The organism is Microbulbifer sp. Q7 (genome assembly GCF_001639145.1).
GTDB lineage: Bacteria > Pseudomonadota > Gammaproteobacteria > Pseudomonadales > Cellvibrionaceae > Microbulbifer.
The window spans coordinates 728404-746358 of sequence record NZ_LROY01000002.1; the positions used below are offsets into that span (position 1 = coordinate 728404).

The following is a 17955-nucleotide window of genomic DNA, read 5'->3' on the forward strand; positions in this document are numbered from 1 at the left end:
CTTTTTCGGGGCGCAGAATGTGCTGTTTTGAGGCACGGATCACTGAGGTGAATGAATCTTGTTGGCATGGTCATTGCTGAGCATATACGTCTGGGGTACATTGGCTCCCCTGGCATGTGGCCCGTGCTTTCCCGGTGTTCCTCGGGGTAATCAGCGCATCGGTCGATCTTCGATAGGGCCTCGTGCGACTTCTGAAGTAAAAAATCAAACAACGGACTTTTGACTATGGCGGTAAACCGTGGCTGCGCCCTGTTTTTGGCGGGCGTGTTGGGGGTGTTTGGCTGGTGCGGATTGGTGCAGGGGGCATCATCCCTTACGGTCGAGCAAAACAAATTGGCGCGAATGGAGCAGTCTCAGGAAAACCGGTTGGTCGAACTGGAAGATGTTGAGAACGAAATGCTTGCTTATGACTACAAGCTTCAGCGTGCTCAGGAATCACTGTCAAAGGCCCGCGCCAATTACGAATCAAGCCTGATGGCCCTCAAGGCCGCAGAGCGTGAGCACAAGCTGTCTGCATCAACCGATACAGAGCGCGCGTTGCACAAGGCGAAGCACGCCCACGCGATGGCGGAGCGCGGTGTGGATAGCCGCAGCCGTCGGGTCGAGATCGTCCAGTCGACCTTCGCCGAGCTGGAGGAGCGCCTGAAGACGGCTCGCGACGCGGTCACCTCTGGTGAATCCCGTCTGGCCAATCAGCAGGTCCTCGTGGACAAGTTGGTCAAGGCGATGCTGGTTGAGGCTGAACAGCAAAAGGCGGCGGAGAAGTCCGCTGCACTGGCGCCGCCAGTGTCTGCGCCGGAAATGCCTGAGCCCAGCCTTGCCGGACTGCAACCCTCTGCACCTGCTCTCCCTGAGCAAGCCGCAGTAGCGCCGCAGGGCACGGCTGTGGCGCCGGAAGTAGATCCGGAGCTGCTGGACTATGTTCGCGGTGAGCGCGATCGGCTGGAAAAGCTGCTGGGTGAGCTCGAAGAGGGTGATCAGGGCAAGCAGACGTTCCGTAGCCTGACCCTGCGCCCTTCCGGCGGGGATGCGATGGAATTCGAGTTCCTGGGGCAAAACCAATATCGCCTGGTTGCGCCAGTGAGCGCCGGTCGCCAGACTTACAAGATCAATTCCTGGCGTTTCCGTCGGACCATTCCCGCCGACGATGATGGCGCTCGCTATGTGTTTATCTTTGATGCAAGGCGTCTGGCTCGCCCTCGTCTGGTGATGTACCCGGAGTATGTCCTGTCGAGACTCGACTAAGCCTTCCTGTTGTTTAGAAAAGCCCGCTTAGCGGGCTTTTTTTATGCCTGTTTTATGCCTGAGCCTGCGCTGGTGGCAATCGTCAAACTAGCGGTAGTTACGACGCTAGCCAGCCAGCCGAAGTGATAGCAGCGGCTGGTACTGGCTACCGCCGGGGGCGAGCAGGCTGTGGTAAAGGGTGATGTTGTCCAGCGTGCAGATGAAGTCTGCCGGTACCGCGGGGATCCGGGAAAAACCGCTGCGGCTTCGGGCCAGGGTGAAATGCGGGCGAAACTGTTTGCGCTCCGGTTGTTTACCGATGGCGGTCATTAGGTTGCGACAATGGGCATGCAGCGTCGCAAGTGCCGGATTGGGCAGCAGCTCCGCGGCGAGCATTTTGGCTCTGTCCCTGGGGAATGGGTGCGTGCTGACGATGTGCCCGGTGCATGCCGGTGTAGATTGAGCGATTTCCTCGAGGTGTTGCTCGATAGTCGCCATGTGGTCAAGCGCGGTATCGCCGAGGAACGCCAGGGTCAGGTGTCGATTTGCGTCGCCAATCCAGCGGCAATTCCGTGGCAGGCGCAGGCTCGCCAGGTGTGTACAGGTGGCACCGAGGAAACGCTGGGTGGCCGCGTCAGGCGCAATGCCAATAAACAGTCGCTCCGATGTGCCACTGGCAGTGTTCGCCGAGGACTTGTCTGGGCAGGCAGAAAAATTTTTCATTTTTTCAATTCGATCCCTTGAAGCCGGTTGTGCAGCCCCTATATCTGAGTGTGAGGGGGGCAGGCTCGACAGAGATGCCTCCCCCAAGCCCGGAGAGTCACGACGAGCGATTGTCGTGTATCGCCGGGGTAAAATAGCCTGGTGCATGTTGTACAGGCGCTCTTATTAATATTGCTCTGAATTGAGGATATGACAATGCGTAACTTAGACCTTTCTCCACTCTACCGTTCAGCCATTGGTTTCGATCGTCTGGCCAGCTTGCTGGATACCATGACCACCAGTGAGCAGAACCAGCCAGCGTATCCCCCGTACAATATCGAATTGACCGGCGAGGATGCCTACCGAATTTCTATGGCCGTCGCAGGTTTTGACCAGTCTGAACTTGATATTCAGATGGAGCAGAATCGCTTGACCGTCAGTGGTAAAAAAGTTGCTGACGAAGAAAAACGGAATTTCCTGCATCGCGGCATTGCAGCGCGTAATTTTGAGCGACGCTTCCAGCTTGCCGATCATGTCCGAGTGACCGATGCGCAGTTGGTCAACGGGTTGCTGCACATCGAACTGGTGCGTGAAATTCCAGAGGCGATGAAGCCGCGGAAGATCGAAATTTCCAGTGGCAACCTGTTGCAGTCAACCCAGGCAGATGAACCCCAGGCGGGCGAACGTGGTTCAGGTCAAAAAAGCGTGCCTGTAGGTGAGCAAGCTGCCTGATTGTCCATTGTTCTCCGTAAAGCCCGGACCTGAAGTGTCCGGGCAACCGGGTTCATGCCCACTGTGCCGCCACCAGGCGGCACAGCCTTATCACCGCGACCAGCTTCGCGAGTATTACCAATGCACTCGATGTGCCCTGGTGTTTGTTCCGCCCGAGTTCCACCTCTCCGCGCAGGCCGAAAAGGCCTATTACGAACTGCATGAAAACAATCTCGAGGATGCCGGATACCGGCGATTCCTGCAGCGCTGTGCAACGCCCTTACTGAATCGCTTGGCGCCGGGGTCCCGCGGGCTTGATTTCGGATGTGGTCCCGCGCCGTTGCTTGCCAGAATACTGGAGGAGCAGGGGCACCAGGTGGCGATCTACGACCTGTTCTTTCAGCAGGATACGTCAGTTCTGGATGATCGCTTTGATTTTGTGGTCAGTACGGAAGTTGTCGAGCATCTGGCGGATCCGATGACGGCTCTCGAGATGTTGTGGGGCCGTATCAACGCAGGTGGTGTGCTGGCACTAATGACCAAGCTGGTTGCTTCGCAGGAGCGTTTTGCTAACTGGCATTACATCCGCGACCCGACACATATTGTTTTCTTTAGCCGTGAAACTTTCCACTGGCTTGCCGGACACTGGTCCGCGGCAGTGGAATTCAGTGGCGATGACGTCATTTTTCTAACCCGACCAGCGTGACGTCGGCGTTACATCAGTGCGGCGAACTGCAGTCGGGTGGTTGGCTGAATTAAGTGTTGACCCTGAACAACTTCGCACGCACGGTGGTGCGATACTCGCTCGGAGTGGTCGACAGAAATTTCTTGAACAGCGCGGTAAAGTGGCCCATATCCTGATAGCCGACCTTCTCGGCAATCTCGTTAACCGATAAGTTGCTCGACTGAAGCAGCTCGCGCGCCACATCGATACGGACATTTTGCAAATACTGCAGTGGGGTCTGGCCGGTTGCGAGTTTAAAGCGGCGGTTGAATGAGCGCACACTCATATCAAAGTATTTCGCCACTTCGCTGAGCTTTACATCTTCGCTGCAGTGCTGCTTCAGCCAGGTCTGTGCCTGCACCACTTCCTCATCCGGATGGAGGTGGACCGCGCCTTCCGAGTAGGCAATTTCCTCAAACGGGCGGCGGATCTCATGGGAAAAGTTGCGCTCTACATGGCTGGCGATCGCAGGGCCATACAGCTGGCGTATCAGGTGGACGGTAACATCGGCCAGTGCATTGACGCTGGCGGCGCAGAACAGCTTGTTCGCCTGGGTGATAAAGTACTGCCGCTTGAGTTTTACGTCCGGGTAATCCGCCGCAAACTGGTCGAAGTAGTGCCAGTGCGTAGTGGCGGGTTTGCCGTCGAGCAACCCGGCTTCCGCCAAAAAGCAGACGCCGGTGCCGACCGCGCTGATGGCTGCGCCTTTTTCGGCCTGCTCACACAGCCACTTCAGCAGTTGTTCGCTACGGCGCAGTGCCGGGCGGGGATTTCGCCAAAGGGCGGGCAGGTAGATGATGTCGCTATCGGGTGCGTCTGCCAGAGCCATATCCGGCGCCAGGGAAAAGCCAGAGCGGGATTTCACCGGCTTGCCGTCGACACTGACGGTAATCAGGTTCAGAGCACCGCTGTCGGGCTTGCTTTCGGTACTGCCCACTTTCTCTACTTTCGAGCCTTCGTTGCGCTTGCGCTCAACTCGCGCGCGGCTCTCGGCGCCGCGCAGCATTTCCAGTGGCAACACGGTTCCGGTGGAAAGCATCTGGTCGAGGAGCATAAATGTGACGGTGGGCATTGGGTAACTCTCTGCATACGTCTGGCGGCCGCTGCGCGGACGCGATGTCGGCCCGCTGAATCCGCAGGGGTCATGGGCGACAGATGGGGTATCGGGCCTGGTTGGCCAGATGATCAAATTTGCTGGCCAGTATGCCCATAACAAGGCCGAATCGCCAGCCCATACACTGGCGCACCATCGGATTTACTCAAGAAATTCGCCCCGTTTCTGAATCAGGCTGGAGGTCAGGATGCAGCGCCTACCCGTAATTACCGCGTTTGGTGGATTTAACCCCGCCGGTCGCAGTTCGTTCCATCGCGGCTACAAGCGGCTGGTGCTCGACAGCCTTGGTGCATCCGAGCGTACGGATGTGTTGTCTGACCTCGCCGCACTGATGGGCCTGCGCACCGGTGATGCCGCTCAAGGTCCTTTGAGTGTAGAGCTAGAGCAGCAGGTTCTGCAGGGGACGTTGGTGCGCGAGTTGGAGTCGCGTTTCTACGACTACCGTCGTTGCCATTTTCATCAGGCCGCGGATCTCAAGAGCGATAGCGGTTTTACCTTCGAGATGTCTGCGCGCCAGCTTCCGGTGCCGCTGCCGCAGGATTGGTCCGTCGAAACGCTCGACAACGGGCGCGTGCGCGTTCACGCCGCCAGTCTCTCCGTGATGCTGGATAGTCACCGCGAAATCGCCGTTGCGTCTGCAGGGCAGCTTCCTACTGGCTTTGAGCCGGGGCAGCAATACAACTCCCGTTTCCACCCTCGCGGTTTGCAACTGGCGATTCTCGGCGCATCCGATGCGGTGCAATCCCTGGGAATCGACTGGGACCTGGTGGCACAAAAGGCAGGGCCGGAAAAAATTTCCGTGTATGCCAGCTCCGCCATGAGTCAGCTGGATGTCAACGGCAACGGTGGGCTGCTGCAATCCCGGCTGCGCGGGGGGCGTGTCAGCTCCAAGCAGCTGGCCCTGGGGCTCACCAGCATGCCGGCGGATTTCGTGAACGCCTATGTGCTTGGCAGCGTAGGCACCACCGGCGCTGTTGCCGGCGCCTGCGCCACCTACCTGTATAACCTGCGGGCTGCGGTGGAGGATATTCGCTGTGGCCGCGCACGGGTTGCCGTCGTGGGCGCTGCGGAGGCGCCGCTGGTTCCGGAGGTGGTTGATGGTTATACCACCATGGGGGCGCTGGCCAACCTGGATGGGCTGCGCAAAATTTTTGGCGATGAGATTGATTTCCGTCGCGCCAGCCGCCCATTTGGTGATAACTGTGGTTTCACCCTGGGTGAAGGTACACAGTGGGCTGTACTGATGGACGACGAACTGGCACTGGAGCTTGGAGCGCCAATTCATGGCGCCGTAGCGAACGTGTTTGTGAACGCCGACGGGCCGAAAAAATCGATTTCTGCGCCCGGGCCGGGTAACTACCTCACGGTGGCCCGCGCCATGTCGGAAGCGCGCGCGATTCTCGGTGAGGAAAGCCTGCGGCAACGCAGCTTCGTTCAGGCGCACGGCTCCAGTACTCCGCAGAATCGCGTGACCGAATCAGCAATTTTCGATCGGCTTGCCGGTGCGTTTGGCATCGAGGACTGGCCGGTGTGTGCGGTGAAGGCCTTTGTTGGCCATACCGTGGCCGCGGCCAGTGGTGATCAGCTGATCTCCAGTCTGGGTATCTTTAATCGCGGGATTCTGCCGGGCATTACTACCATTGATCGTGTGGCCGATGATGTGCACCACGAACACCTCAATCTATCCATGTCGCATGTTGAGCGTGATCCCGAGTCCCTGGATGTTGCCTTCCTGAACTCCAAAGGCTTCGGTGGTAACAATGCAACCGCCAGTGTTCTGGCGCCGCACATTACCGAAAAAATGCTCGCCAAGCGCCACGGCGAACAGGCGATGACAGCCTACCGCAAGCGCAGTGAAGCACCGGCTGAGCGTGCAGCCGAATACGATGCCCGAGCCAGCCGTGGAGACCTGAACGCGATCTACCGCTTTGGGGAGGGGCTGATTGACGAAACCGGCATTTCCCTGGAGGATGGACGCATGACCCTGCCCGGTGTGGCGGGCTCTGTGTCGCTGCCGGAGGAAAACCCCTTCGCCGATATGGTGTGACCGCACGACAGTCGCAAAGCGATCGGATTTCCTCTCGCGGTGTGGGGGTACTTTCGAGCATGAGGTTCAGGCGGTAGACTTCCTGCAGGTTTCCCTCAGCAGGAAGAATCGGATGACCGAAAAGGATCAGAAGCCGTCGCCCACTACCGGCGCCACCGGTGACGATGTGGGCGCGCGCCTGAAATCTGTGCGTCAAATGCACGGTTGGTCCCAGCGAGAGATGGCCAAGCGCGCCGGTGTCACCAACGCCACTATTTCCCTTATCGAACAGGGCCGTGTCAGCCCCTCCGTGGGATCGCTCAAAAAGGTGCTGAACGGCATCCCGATGTCGCTGGCAGACTTTTTCACCTTCGAATTTGATAGCCAGCCTCAGGTTTTTTTTCGCGCCAGCGAGATGCCCAACGTTGGTCCGGGCCCGATCGAATATCGATTACTCGGCGCCGGCAACTCCCATCGCACTATGTCCATTCTTTATGAAGTGTACCCGCCGGGCGAAGATACCGGCCCCGAGCTCCTGAGCCATGAGGGCGAGGAGGGGGGGATAGTCGTGTCCGGGCAACTGGAGGTGACGGTCGGCCGCGAGATCACCATACTCGGGCCTGGTGATGGCTATTACTTTCGCAGCCGCCGGCCGCACCGTTTTCGCAATATTGGCGATTGCGACTGCGTGCTGGTAAGCGCCAATAATCCGCCGAGTGTCTGAGCCCTTTTCTATATTCCTTTTTGCGGCGCTCGCCCAAAGCTCCACCGTTCTGATGATCCGGTCATTTGCTGTTTCTTGCGGCAATTTGTTCATTCTTTGATCTTGTGCCTGGGGTAGTTGGCCGGCGAGCATCAAACCGGCCAGTGGATATGGCGGAAATGGTATTCAAACGAGCGTTTTAATCTGGCTATACTTGGGCCTTGACCGATTTTGGTGAATGCGTCATCGACTGGTTATGGTATCGATGTATGCTGGCCGAGAGGCAACCCGAAATCTGTCTTGCACAACCCGACCCCCCGGACCGGTGTAAACCCTACTGTTGCGTCCCGGTCACCAATCAATGAGGTCAATAATGTTATTTAGTGGCAAAGCGCTATCCGTGCAGATGCTTGACAACGGCATCGCGGAACTGAAATTCGATCTGGAAGGCGAGTCCGTCAACAAATTCAACCGTCTCACCGTATCGGAGTTTTCCGAGGCCCTGGATGCGATTGAAAAGGCTGGTGATATCAAAGGCCTGTTGCTGACCAGCGGAAAAAGTGTGTTTATCGTTGGCGCGGACATTACCGAGTTTGGTAGAGCTTTCTCCTCCGGGCCAGAAGGTATTGCCGAGCTGATGAACAAAAATAATGAGAACATCAACCGCCTGGAAGACCTCCCTTTCCCGACAGCGGTTGCCATCAATGGTTATGCACTGGGTGGCGGCTTCGAAGTCTGCCTCGGCTGTGACTTCCGCGTGATGGGCGATAAAGCCAAAGTGGGCTTACCGGAAGTGAAGCTTGGCCTGATCCCAGGCTGGGGTGGCACTGTGCGCCTGCCGCGCGTGGTTGGCGTGGATGTGGCAGCGGAGTGGATCGCTGCCGGTAAGGAGCAGCGTCCGGATGCCGCACTGACCGCGCATGCCGTAGATGCCGTGGTGCCGACGGAACAACTGAAAGACGCCGCATTGAAGTTGCTCGCCCGCGCTATTGATGGCGAGCTGGACTACAAGCAGCGCCGGGAGACCAAGAAGTCTCCGATCCCGCTGAACGACACCGAAGCCCTGATGGCCTTTTTCACCACCAAGGCCTTCGTTGGCCAGCAGGCCGGGCGCAATTACCCTTCCCCGGTTAACGCGGTGACTTCGATCGAGCAGGGCTACAAGCTCAATCGCGACGAAGCGCTGAAGATCGAGCAGCAACAGTTTATTGCCAGTGCCCAGACAGAAACCGCCGCGTCTCTGGTCGGACTGTTCCTGAATGATCAGAAGGTCAGCAAGGTCGCCAAGAGCTGGGAGAAAAGGTCCGATAAGGAAATTGAACGTGCCGCAGTGCTGGGCGCGGGCATCATGGGTGGCGGTATCGCCTATCAGTCTGCCTACAAAGGCACGCCCATCAAGATGAAGGATATCAACCAGGACGGTATTGACCTGGGACTGAAAGAGGCCGGTAAGCTGCTGACCAAGCTGGTGGATCGCGGTCGTATGACTCCCGCGAAAATGGCGGAGACACTCAACCGAATTGAGCCCACCCTGAGCTATGATGGCTTCAACGATGTCGATATCGTGGTGGAAGCGGTTGTCGAAAATCCCAAGGTAAAGCATGCGGTATTGAAAGAAGTCGAAACCAAGGTCTCAGAAGACACGGTGATCGCCTCCAATACCTCCACCATCTCCATCGACACTCTGTCAGCGCCGCTGTCGCGCCCGGAAAACTTCCTCGGCATGCACTTCTTTAACCCGGTGCACAAAATGCCGCTGGTGGAAGTGATTCGCGGTGAGAAAACGTCTGAAACGGCGATTGCCCGCGTTGTGGCCTATGCCAACAAAATGGGTAAGAAAGCAATTGTGGTGCGCGACTGCCCCGGTTTCCTCGTGAACCGTGTGTTGTTCCCATATTTTGCCGGCTTTGCCATGCTGGTGCGTGATGGCGCGGATTTCCAGCAGGTCGATAAGGTGATGGAGCGCTGGGGTTGGCCAATGGGGCCGGCTTACCTGATGGACGTGGTGGGCATCGATACTGGTGTGCATGCAGAAAAAGTCATGGCGGAAGGCTTCCCTGAGCGCATGGGTAAAACCTTTACCGCGGCCTCCGACGTGTTGTACGAAGCCGGGCGCTATGGCCAGAAAAATGGCAAAGGCTTCTACGTATACGAAGAAGACAAGAAAGGTCGCCCGAAGAAAGTGGTGGCGGAAGAGGTCTACGATCTGCTTAAGCCGCACGTCGCCGAGCGTTGCGAGTTTGAAACTGACGAAATTATCGAGCGCATGATGGTGCCCATGGCCACCGAGCTGGCCCGCTGCCTGGAGGAAGGTATTGTCGACTCCCCGGCTGAGGCGGATATGGCACTGATCTACGGTATCGGCTTCCCGCCTTTCCGTGGTGGCATTTTCGCCTGGCTGGATAGCATCGGCCTGGATAACTTCGTGAAGATGGCTGAGAAGCACAGTGATCTGGGCGAGCTGTACAAGCCCACCGATGGCATGCGCGAAATGGCCGCCAGCGGCAAAACCTACTACGGCGACAAGTAAGGAGAGTTTCCATGAGTCTGAATCCTAGAGATGCCGTAATCGTCGACTATGCGCGTACCGCCATGGGGCGATCCAAAAACGGCGTGTATCGCAATGTGCGTGCGGACGATATGTCTGCAGAGTTGCTGAAAAAATTCCTGCAGCGCAACGAAAAGCTGGACCCGAAAGAAATTGATGACCTGATCTGGGGCTGCGTCATGCAGCGCGATGAGCAGGGCTTTAATGTTGCTCGCTTTATTTTGCTGCGCGCCGGTCTTCCGCATACGATCCCGGCGCAAACCATCAACCGCTTGTGTGGTTCCTCCATGTCAGCGTTGCACACCGCTGCTGCGAACATTCAGGCGGGCGTTGGCGATGTCTATGTGGTAGGTGGTGTCGAGCACATGGGCCACCTGAACATGATGGAGCACGTCAGCCCGAACCCCATGCTTGGTCGCTATATGGCGAAGGCCGCGGGTTCTATGGGGATGACTGCGGAATACCTGGCGATGATGCACGGTATCCAGCGCCAGCAAATGGATGAGTTTGGGGCCCGGTCTCACCAGCGCGCCGCCAAGGCGACGGCAGAGGGCAAGTTCAATCGTGAGATTATTGCGATTGAGGGTCACGATGAAGATGGCGTGCCAATGCTGGTGGAAACGGACCAGACCATCCGCCCGGAAACGACCGCGGAAGCACTGTCCAAATTGAAGCCGGCGTTTGATCCGAAGCACGGTCAGGTGACTGCGGGCACCTCTTCGCAGATTACCGACGGCGCATCTGTGATGTTGGTCATGTCTGCCGAGCGCGCACAAGCCCTTGGATTGACGCCGATTGCAAAAGTGCGCGAGATGGCACTGGCTGGTGTTGATCCGTCCATCATGGGTTACGGCCCGGTGCCATCCACCCAGAAGGCGCTGAAAAGTGCAGGCTTGACCATCGAGGACATCGACAAGGTCGAGCTGAACGAAGCCTTTGCGGCGCAGGCACTGCCGGTGCTGAAGGACCTCAACCTGCTGGATGTGATGGACGAGAAGGTCAACCTGTATGGCGGCGCCATTGCGCTCGGCCATCCCTTCGGCTGCTCCGGTGTCCGTATTACGGGCACTCTGCTGTCCGTACTTCAGAATGAGGGCGGAGACCTTGGGGTTTCTACCATGTGTATCGGCCTGGGGCAGGGCATTACCACCATCGTTGAGCGGGTCTAACGCCCACTGGTCTCGATGAGCACGGGGCGCCGGGATCGGCGCCCCGTTGTTTTTTCGGTCAGCTGCAGCATAACCGGTGCGGTATTGTTGAAGCCCCGTGTCCGCTGTGGCACAATCTGCTCCCCTTGTTGCAGGTCGGTCTGGTTTTTGCGTAAAAACTTAGGCAAATCAACGGCTTAGCACACAAGGTTGCGGGGACGTGGTGGAATTGGTAGACACGCCAGATTTAGGTTCTGGTGCCGCAAGGTGTGGGAGTTCAAGTCTCCCCGTCCCCACCAAACAAGTTTTTGCAGTCCGTGCCAGACGCACATTTTCCCGGCGGGAAACGTGTGCGGCGCGGGCTGTTTGTATTTGGCGGTCGGCGAATGACTGCCGGCAAAACGCTAATCGCCGGTGCCGGGGCTTCCCGTAGCCCGGTATCTGTGAAGAGAAAAGTCTCACGAGGATTATCATGCAGGTTTCCATTGAAACAACTTCCGGTCTGGAGCGTCGCTTAACGGTCAATTTGCCGGCAGAAGTCGTCGAGAAGGAAGTTGACAAGCGCCTTCAGCAAGCGTCCAAGACCGTGCGCATTAACGGCTTCCGCAAGGGCAAGGTGCCGATGAAAGTGGTACGCCAGCGTTTTGGTGCCGGTGTGCGTCAGGAAGTCCTGGGTGAAGTGATGAGCCGCTCTTTCTACGAAGCGGTTCAGAAAGAGCAGGTAAAGCCGGCTGGACAGCCGAGCATTGAAGCGAAAAACGTGACCCCGGGTGAAAACCTGGAATACGTGGCCACGTTTGAAGTCTACCCGGAAGTAACCCTGACTGACCTGTCTGAAGTTGAGGTTGAACGTCCGAAGGCTGAAGTGACTGACGCCGACGTTGACAACATGATCGACGTGCTGCGCAAACAGCAGTCTGGCTGGAAAGAAACCAAGCGCAAAGCCCAGAAAGGCGACCGTGTAACTATCGACTTCGTTGGCCGTAAGGACGGCGAAGAGTTTGATGGTGGCAAGGCAGAAGGTCAGCAGCTGGTGCTGGGCTCTGGCAGCATGATTCCCGGTTTCGAAGATGGCATCATTGGCATGAAGCCTGGCGAAGAAAAGGAAGTGACCGTTACCTTCCCGGAAGACTACCAGGCGGAAAACCTGGCGGGCGCCGAAGCTGTGTTCACCATCAAAGTGACCGCTTCCGAGAAGCCTGAGCTGCCTGAGCTGGACGATGAGTTCTTTGCAGGGTATGGCGTTGAAGAAGGTGGCGAAGAAAAGTTCCGCGAAGAAGTCCGTGGCAACATGGAGCGCGAACTGAAAAACGCAGCCCTGAACAAGGTCAAGACCCAGGTTATGGACCAGCTGTTTGAAAAGCACCAGGTAGAAATCCCGGCGGCGCTGGTTCAGGGTGAAGTTCAAACTCTGCGTGGTCAGATGGTTCAGCAGTTTGGCGGTCAGATCAATCCGGAAGACGCAGCGAAAATGCTGCCGGACACCATGTTCGAAGATCAGGCCAAGCGCCGTGTCGTTCTCGGTCTGGTCGTTGGCGAGATCGTGAAGGAAAACAAACTGGCTGTGGACGCTGATCGCGTAAAAGCGAAGGTGGAAGAGCTGGCATCGACCTATCAGCAGCCTGAAGAAGTTGTTGAATACTACTTCAACAATCGCGAGCTGCTGGCAGGCGTTGAGTCCGTTGTGCTCGAAGACCAGGTAGTAGACTTTGTGCTGGACAAGGCCAAGGTCAGCGAAGTGGAAAGCACCTACGACGACGTAATCAAGCCGCAAAAACAGGCTTGATTGCAGAAAACGGCCACCTACGGTGGCCGTTTTTTATTCACCAGTATGTTTTTCTGACACGGGTGATGTTCTCCCGATGAACCGCCGCCCAGAGTCGCCTGTTTTTTCTCTCGCCTGCTGCCAATCTTTCCCATTCTGATCCCGCTGCTCCCAACTGGCTTTATCTTCGCTGAGCAGTTAAGCTCAGAATGACCATATTTTTCAGGGTTGTGCCTTTTTTGAGCACGCCCGTTTTGTAGTCGCCTGTACGCCGAAAAAGGAAGCACCGTATCCATGGCATATATTGATAATTCCCTGAACAACAAAGAAATTCTCGCCACCGGCGGCCTGGTACCTATGGTGGTAGAGCAGACCGCGAGAGGGGAGCGTTCTTTTGATATCTACTCTCGCCTTCTGAAAGAGCGCGTGATTTTCTTGGTGGGGCCGGTGGAAGATCACATGGCCAACCTGGTTGTTGCTCAGCTCTTGTTCCTTGAGGCGGAAAACCCCGACAAAGATATCCATCTTTATATTAATTCACCGGGTGGCTCGGTGACCGCGGGCATGTCCATCTATGACACCATGCAGTTCATCAAGCCGGACGTTAGCACCATGTGTATCGGTCAGGCCTGCAGTATGGGTGCATTCCTGTTGACCGCGGGTGCTGAAGGAAAACGCTATGCGACCCCGAACTCCCGGGTAATGATCCACCAGCCAAGCGGTGGAGCGCAGGGGCAGGCGTCGGACATCCATATCCAGGCGCAGGAAATCCTCAAAATCCGTTCCCGTTTGAACGAACTGATGGCGCACCACACTGGCCGCAGTGTCGCAGACATTGAGCGGGATACCGATCGGGACAGATTCCTGAGCGCGGATGAGGCAAAGGAGTACGGTCTGGTGGATGAGGTATTGGCCCGTCGTCAGGCTCCGGGGCAGTAAACCCCGCAAAACCCGCAACGGGGCACCATTCGCCTAAGAACCCGGATAAACCCAGAGCCTTGTTCTCCGGGATCGGTAGGCATTGCCCCGGCGCCAGAACAGCGTTGTCCCGACTTCTGGCGGGACGGATAAAAAAACTTGAAAAACCTGCCAAAAGGCCGCATCTTGCTTATGAACCCAATTTGCCGCCGCATTTCGGCTGGCTGCCAGACCACGGAGTACATAGATGACTGATCAGAACAGCGGAGAAGACAACGGCAAGCTCCTTTACTGTTCCTTCTGTGGCAAAAGCCAGCAGGAAGTACGCAAGCTGATCGCGGGTCCATCAGTTTACATATGCGACGAGTGCGTCGAGCTCTGCACAGATATCATTCGCGAGGAAGTTCAGGAGTCCGTTGATGGCGACGATTCCCGCTTGCCCACCCCCCAGGAAATTACTGAAATCCTCGACCAGTACGTGATTGGTCAGGCCCGTGCCAAGAAAGTGCTGGCAGTCGCGGTCTACAACCACTACAAGCGCCTGCGCAGCAGCAAGAGCGTAAAAGGCAAGGATGACGTCGAGCTGGGGAAATCCAATATTCTGTTGGTCGGCCCGACCGGTAGCGGTAAGACACTGCTGGCGGAAACCCTGGCGCGACTGCTGAACGTCCCCTTTACCATCGCAGATGCCACCACCCTGACAGAAGCAGGTTATGTGGGGGAAGACGTTGAAAACATCATTCAGAAGCTTCTGCAGAAGTGTGATTATGATGTAGAGAAAGCCCAGCAGGGGATTGTGTATATCGATGAGATCGACAAAATCTCCCGCAAGTCTGATAACCCGTCGATCACTCGCGATGTGTCGGGTGAGGGCGTACAGCAAGCGCTGCTGAAACTGATTGAGGGGACCGTTGCCTCGGTACCTCCGCAGGGCGGCCGCAAGCATCCACAGCAGGAATTCCTGCAGGTGGACACCTCGAACATCCTGTTTATCTGTGGTGGTGCCTTCGCCGGCCTGGACAAGGTGATTCGCGACCGGTCCGAGAAAGGCGGTATTGGCTTCTCTGCAGAGGTGAAATCCAAAGACGGTGCCAGCAACTTCGGTGAAGTCTTGTTGGATCTCGAACCGGAAGATCTGGTCCGCTATGGCCTCATCCCCGAGTTTGTGGGGCGTCTGCCGGTTACCGCTACCCTCGAGGAGCTGGATCGCGCGGCGTTGGTGCAGATTCTTACCGCGCCACGCAACGCCCTGACCAAACAGTACTCAAAGCTGTTTGATATGGAAGGGGTAGAACTCGACTTCCGTCCCGATGCCCTGGACGCTGTGGCTTCCAAGGCGATGGAGCGTAAAACGGGTGCCCGCGGCCTGCGGTCGATCATGGAGTCCGTGTTGTTGGAAACCATGTACGATATCCCCAGCCTGGACAATGTGGCCAAAGTGGTGATTGATGAGGCGGTGATTAACGGCGAGTCAGCCCCGCTACTGGTCTACGAGCAGGCGGAGAAACCCCAGAAGGCCGCCCCCGAGGAGTAATTGCGCTGGCGCAAGACACCCTTCACGAAAAAGCCCCGAGAGCTCCGCTTCCGGGGCTTTTTTTGTAACTGCCTCTTTATGGTGCCTGCGCGCATTAATCCGAAGCGAGTGCTCCGATCGTAGACTTCTGTGCTAGAAGGTAGGGTTGCCGCGGAATATGCATGTTCCATGACCATCTACGTGCCCCTTGAATTAAACTAATTTTGCTACGCCGGAGAGGGCGGGCTTGTTATTCTGAGGCTTGCCCCCAAGTTAGGAACTGAACTGGCGCGCACGGGTAGCCGGCACAGGATGCACCCGATGACGAATAAGTCGCCAAACTGGTGGCCGAGAGCCGCTTGAAGGCCGAGAGGAGTTTTATGGACCAGCCATCCGAGACCTTGAACGAATACCCCCTTTTGCCACTGCGTGACGTGGTGGTGTATCCCCATATGGTGATTCCGCTGTTCGTTGGGCGGGAGAAGTCTATAGATGCGCTGGAAGAGGCCATGCGCAGCGACAAGCAGGTACTTCTGGTGGCTCAGCGCCAGGCATCGGAAGATGACCCGGGTGCCGATGACGTCTATCGAGTGGGCACTGTCGCGAGCGTACTGCAGTTGCTCAAGCTCCCTGACGGCACCGTCAAGGTGCTAGTTGAAGGTGGGCATCGGGTGAAAGTCGAGGAGATTCAGGAGGGTGACGGCCATTACCGCGCCAGTGTCTCTCCGCTCGAGTCCGAAGACCTCCCTGAGGCGGAAGCGGAGGCGCTGGTGCGCTCCGCCATGTCGCAATTTGAGCAGTACGTGAGTGTCAGCAAGAAGGTGCCGAACGAGGTGATGACCTCTCTGTCTGGCATTGATGAGCCGGGTCGCCTGGCGGATACCATTGCCGCGCACATGTCCCTGGACCTTCCCCAGAAGCAGGAGTTGCTGGAGACAGTCAGCGTAAAGGAGCGGCTGGAGCATCTTCTTGGCCTGATGGATTCAGAAATCGACCTGATTCAGGTAGAGAAGCGGATCCGTGGCCGCGTTAAAAAGCAGATGGAAAAGAGCCAGCGCGAGTACTATCTGAATGAGCAGATGAAGGCCATTCAGAAAGAGCTGGGGGAAATCACCGAAGAACCCAACGAAATCGAAGAGCTTGAGCGGAAGATTGCCGATTCCGGTATGTCGGCCGAAGCGGAAAAGAAAACCCGCGCGGAACTCGCCAAGCTGAAAATGATGTCGCCCATGTCTGCCGAGGCTTCGGTACTGCGCAGCTATATCGACTGGATGCTCAGTGTCCCGTGGAAGAAGACCAGCCGTGTGCGCCACGACCTGATCAAGGCTGAGGAGATTCTTAACAAGGATCACTACGGTCTGGAAGAGGTGAAAGAACGCATCCTCGAATACCTCGCCGTGCAGAAGCGTGTGAAAAAGGTCAAGGGTCCGATCCTCTGTCTGGTAGGGCCTCCCGGTGTGGGTAAAACCTCGCTGGGTGAATCGATTGCGCGTGCCACCAATCGCAAGTATGTGCGCATGGCCCTTGGTGGTGTGCGCGATGAAGCTGAGATTCGGGGCCATCGCCGTACGTACATCGGTTCGTTACCTGGTAAGTTGGTGCAGAAAATTTCCAAGGTGGGGGTAAAAAACCCGCTGTTCCTGTTGGATGAAGTCGACAAGATGGGGATGGATCATCGCGGTGACCCTGCGTCGGCACTGCTGGAGGTTCTGGACCCCGAACAGAACAAGTCGTTCAATGATCACTACCTCGAAGTGGACTATGACTTGTCTGACGTGATGTTCGTATGTACGTCCAACTCAATGAATATCCCTGGGCCTCTGCTTGACCGGATGGAAGTCATCCGCATTCCCGGTTACACCGAGGATGAAAAGCTGAACATCGCGCAGCGTTACCTGATTCCGAAGCAGCGCAAGGCCGCCGGATTAAAACCGGAAGAGTTGGAGCTGGCGGATGACACCGTGCGTGATGTGGTTCGGTACTACACGCGCGAGGCGGGTGTTCGTGGTTTGGACCGCGAGATGGCAAAGATCTGCCGCAAAGTCGTCACCGAGCATGTGCGGAAGGCCACAACCAACAAGGTGGTGGTCAAGCCGGAACAGCTGGAAGAGCTACTGGGCGTGCGTAAGTTCGATTACGGCCGCGCCGAGGAAGAGAACAAGATTGGTCAGGTTACGGGCCTCGCCTGGACCGAAGTGGGTGGTGAGCTGCTGACAATTGAATCTTCTGCCGTGTCTGGCAAGGGTCGTGTGATCAAGACCGGCTCTCTTGGTGATGTGATGCAAGAGTCGATTCAGGCGGCGTTGACGGTGGTTCGCGCCCGGGCACAGGCGTTGGGTATCCCCCCGGACTTTCATGAAACCCGTGATATCCACATCCACGTGCCAGAAGGGGCTACGCCTAAAGATGGCCCTTCTGCGGGTATTGCCATGTGTACGGTTCTGGCGTCGGTGCTGACCAACATTCCGGTTCGCTCAGATGTCGCCATGACCGGGGAGATTACCCTGCGGGGTGAGGTCCTGCGCATCGGTGGCCTGAAAGAGAAGCTGCTTGCAGCACACCGGGGTGGGATCAAGACTGTGCTGATTCCGGCGGACAACGAACGCGACCTGAAGGATATTCCCGATAATATTCAGCAGGACCTGGTGATCAAACCCGTGAAGTGGATCGACCAGGTTTTGGAGTACGCCCTGGAAAAGATGCCCAGCCCGCTGAGTGATGAAGAGTATTCTGCACTGAAAAAGCAGGCGGAAGAGCGCTCCCAACGATCGATCCAGACCCACTGAGCTTTGGGTTGAAATTACACCGCATTACACCGATCAGTCCGGGGAGAGTAATTCCCCGGGCTGCTTCACGGTG

General features: G+C 57.0%; 13 protein-coding genes and 1 tRNA gene. 12 read left to right on the forward strand and 2 right to left on the reverse strand.

Annotated features, from left to right (window positions below; translation table 11 throughout):
• Positions 1–225: 225 nt before the first annotated feature.
• A complete protein-coding gene (locus tag AU182_RS08680; RefSeq protein ID WP_066963756.1) occupies positions 226–1245 on the forward strand; it encodes a hypothetical protein in 1020 nt (339 codons plus the stop codon).
• Between the two features lie 105 nt (positions 1246–1350).
• Here the strand turns inward: AU182_RS08680 and thpR are convergent, their stop codons facing one another.
• Positions 1351–1947, reverse strand: coding sequence for an RNA 2',3'-cyclic phosphodiesterase (thpR, locus tag AU182_RS08685; protein ID WP_066963758.1), 597 nt, complete (start codon positions 1945–1947; stop codon positions 1351–1353).
• Between the two features lie 195 nt (positions 1948–2142).
• Here thpR and AU182_RS08690 point away from each other — a divergent pair, with 195 nt between their 5' ends.
• Positions 2143–2658 (forward strand): Hsp20 family protein, encoded by a 516-nt coding sequence (locus AU182_RS08690; protein WP_066963760.1) that lies wholly within the window; start codon positions 2143–2145, stop codon positions 2656–2658.
• 139 nt (positions 2659–2797) lie between these two features.
• Positions 2798–3343, forward strand: coding sequence for a class I SAM-dependent methyltransferase (locus tag AU182_RS08695; RefSeq protein ID WP_227718196.1), 546 nt, complete (start codon positions 2798–2800; stop codon positions 3341–3343).
• Between the two features lie 49 nt (positions 3344–3392).
• Here the strand turns inward: AU182_RS08695 and AU182_RS08700 are convergent, their stop codons facing one another.
• The gene (locus tag AU182_RS08700) at positions 3393–4433 is read right to left on the reverse strand and encodes a GlxA family transcriptional regulator (protein ID WP_066963763.1); all 1041 of its coding nucleotides are present in this window, start codon (positions 4431–4433) and stop codon (positions 3393–3395) included.
• Positions 4434–4662: 229 nt separating this feature from the next.
• On the opposite strand from AU182_RS08700, the gene AU182_RS08705 reads away from it, so the two are divergent.
• The 9 genes from AU182_RS08705 (at position 4663) to lon (ending at position 17882) form a co-directional block, all read left to right on the forward strand.
• A complete protein-coding gene (locus tag AU182_RS08705; RefSeq protein ID WP_066963766.1) occupies positions 4663–6522 on the forward strand; it encodes a beta-ketoacyl synthase N-terminal-like domain-containing protein in 1860 nt (619 codons plus the stop codon).
• Positions 6523–6634: 112 nt separating this feature from the next.
• A complete protein-coding gene (locus AU182_RS08710; protein ID WP_066963769.1) occupies positions 6635–7225 on the forward strand; it encodes a cupin domain-containing protein in 591 nt (196 codons plus the stop codon).
• A gap of 352 nt (positions 7226–7577) precedes the next feature.
• Positions 7578–9734 (forward strand): fatty acid oxidation complex subunit alpha FadB, encoded by a 2157-nt coding sequence (fadB, locus tag AU182_RS08715; protein ID WP_066963772.1) that lies wholly within the window; start codon positions 7578–7580, stop codon positions 9732–9734.
• An 11-nt stretch (positions 9735–9745) separates the two neighbouring features.
• A complete protein-coding gene (fadA, locus tag AU182_RS08720) occupies positions 9746–10921 on the forward strand; it encodes an acetyl-CoA C-acyltransferase FadA (RefSeq protein WP_066963775.1) in 1176 nt (391 codons plus the stop codon).
• A 193-nt stretch (positions 10922–11114) separates the two neighbouring features.
• Positions 11115–11199, forward strand: a tRNA-Leu gene (locus AU182_RS08725).
• A gap of 173 nt (positions 11200–11372) precedes the next feature.
• Positions 11373–12686: a trigger factor gene (gene tig / locus AU182_RS08730; RefSeq protein ID WP_066963778.1), complete on the forward strand. Its 1314-nt coding sequence runs from the start codon at positions 11373–11375 to the stop codon at positions 12684–12686.
• A 273-nt stretch (positions 12687–12959) separates the two neighbouring features.
• Positions 12960–13604, forward strand: coding sequence for an ATP-dependent Clp endopeptidase proteolytic subunit ClpP (gene clpP, locus AU182_RS08735; RefSeq protein ID WP_066963780.1), 645 nt, complete (start codon positions 12960–12962; stop codon positions 13602–13604).
• Between the two features lie 226 nt (positions 13605–13830).
• Positions 13831–15117 (forward strand): ATP-dependent Clp protease ATP-binding subunit ClpX, encoded by a 1287-nt coding sequence (gene clpX / locus AU182_RS08740; RefSeq protein WP_066963783.1) that lies wholly within the window; start codon positions 13831–13833, stop codon positions 15115–15117.
• 359 nt (positions 15118–15476) lie between these two features.
• A complete protein-coding gene (lon, locus tag AU182_RS08745; protein ID WP_066963785.1) occupies positions 15477–17882 on the forward strand; it encodes an endopeptidase La in 2406 nt (801 codons plus the stop codon).
• The last annotated feature ends 73 nt before the right edge of the window (positions 17883–17955 follow it).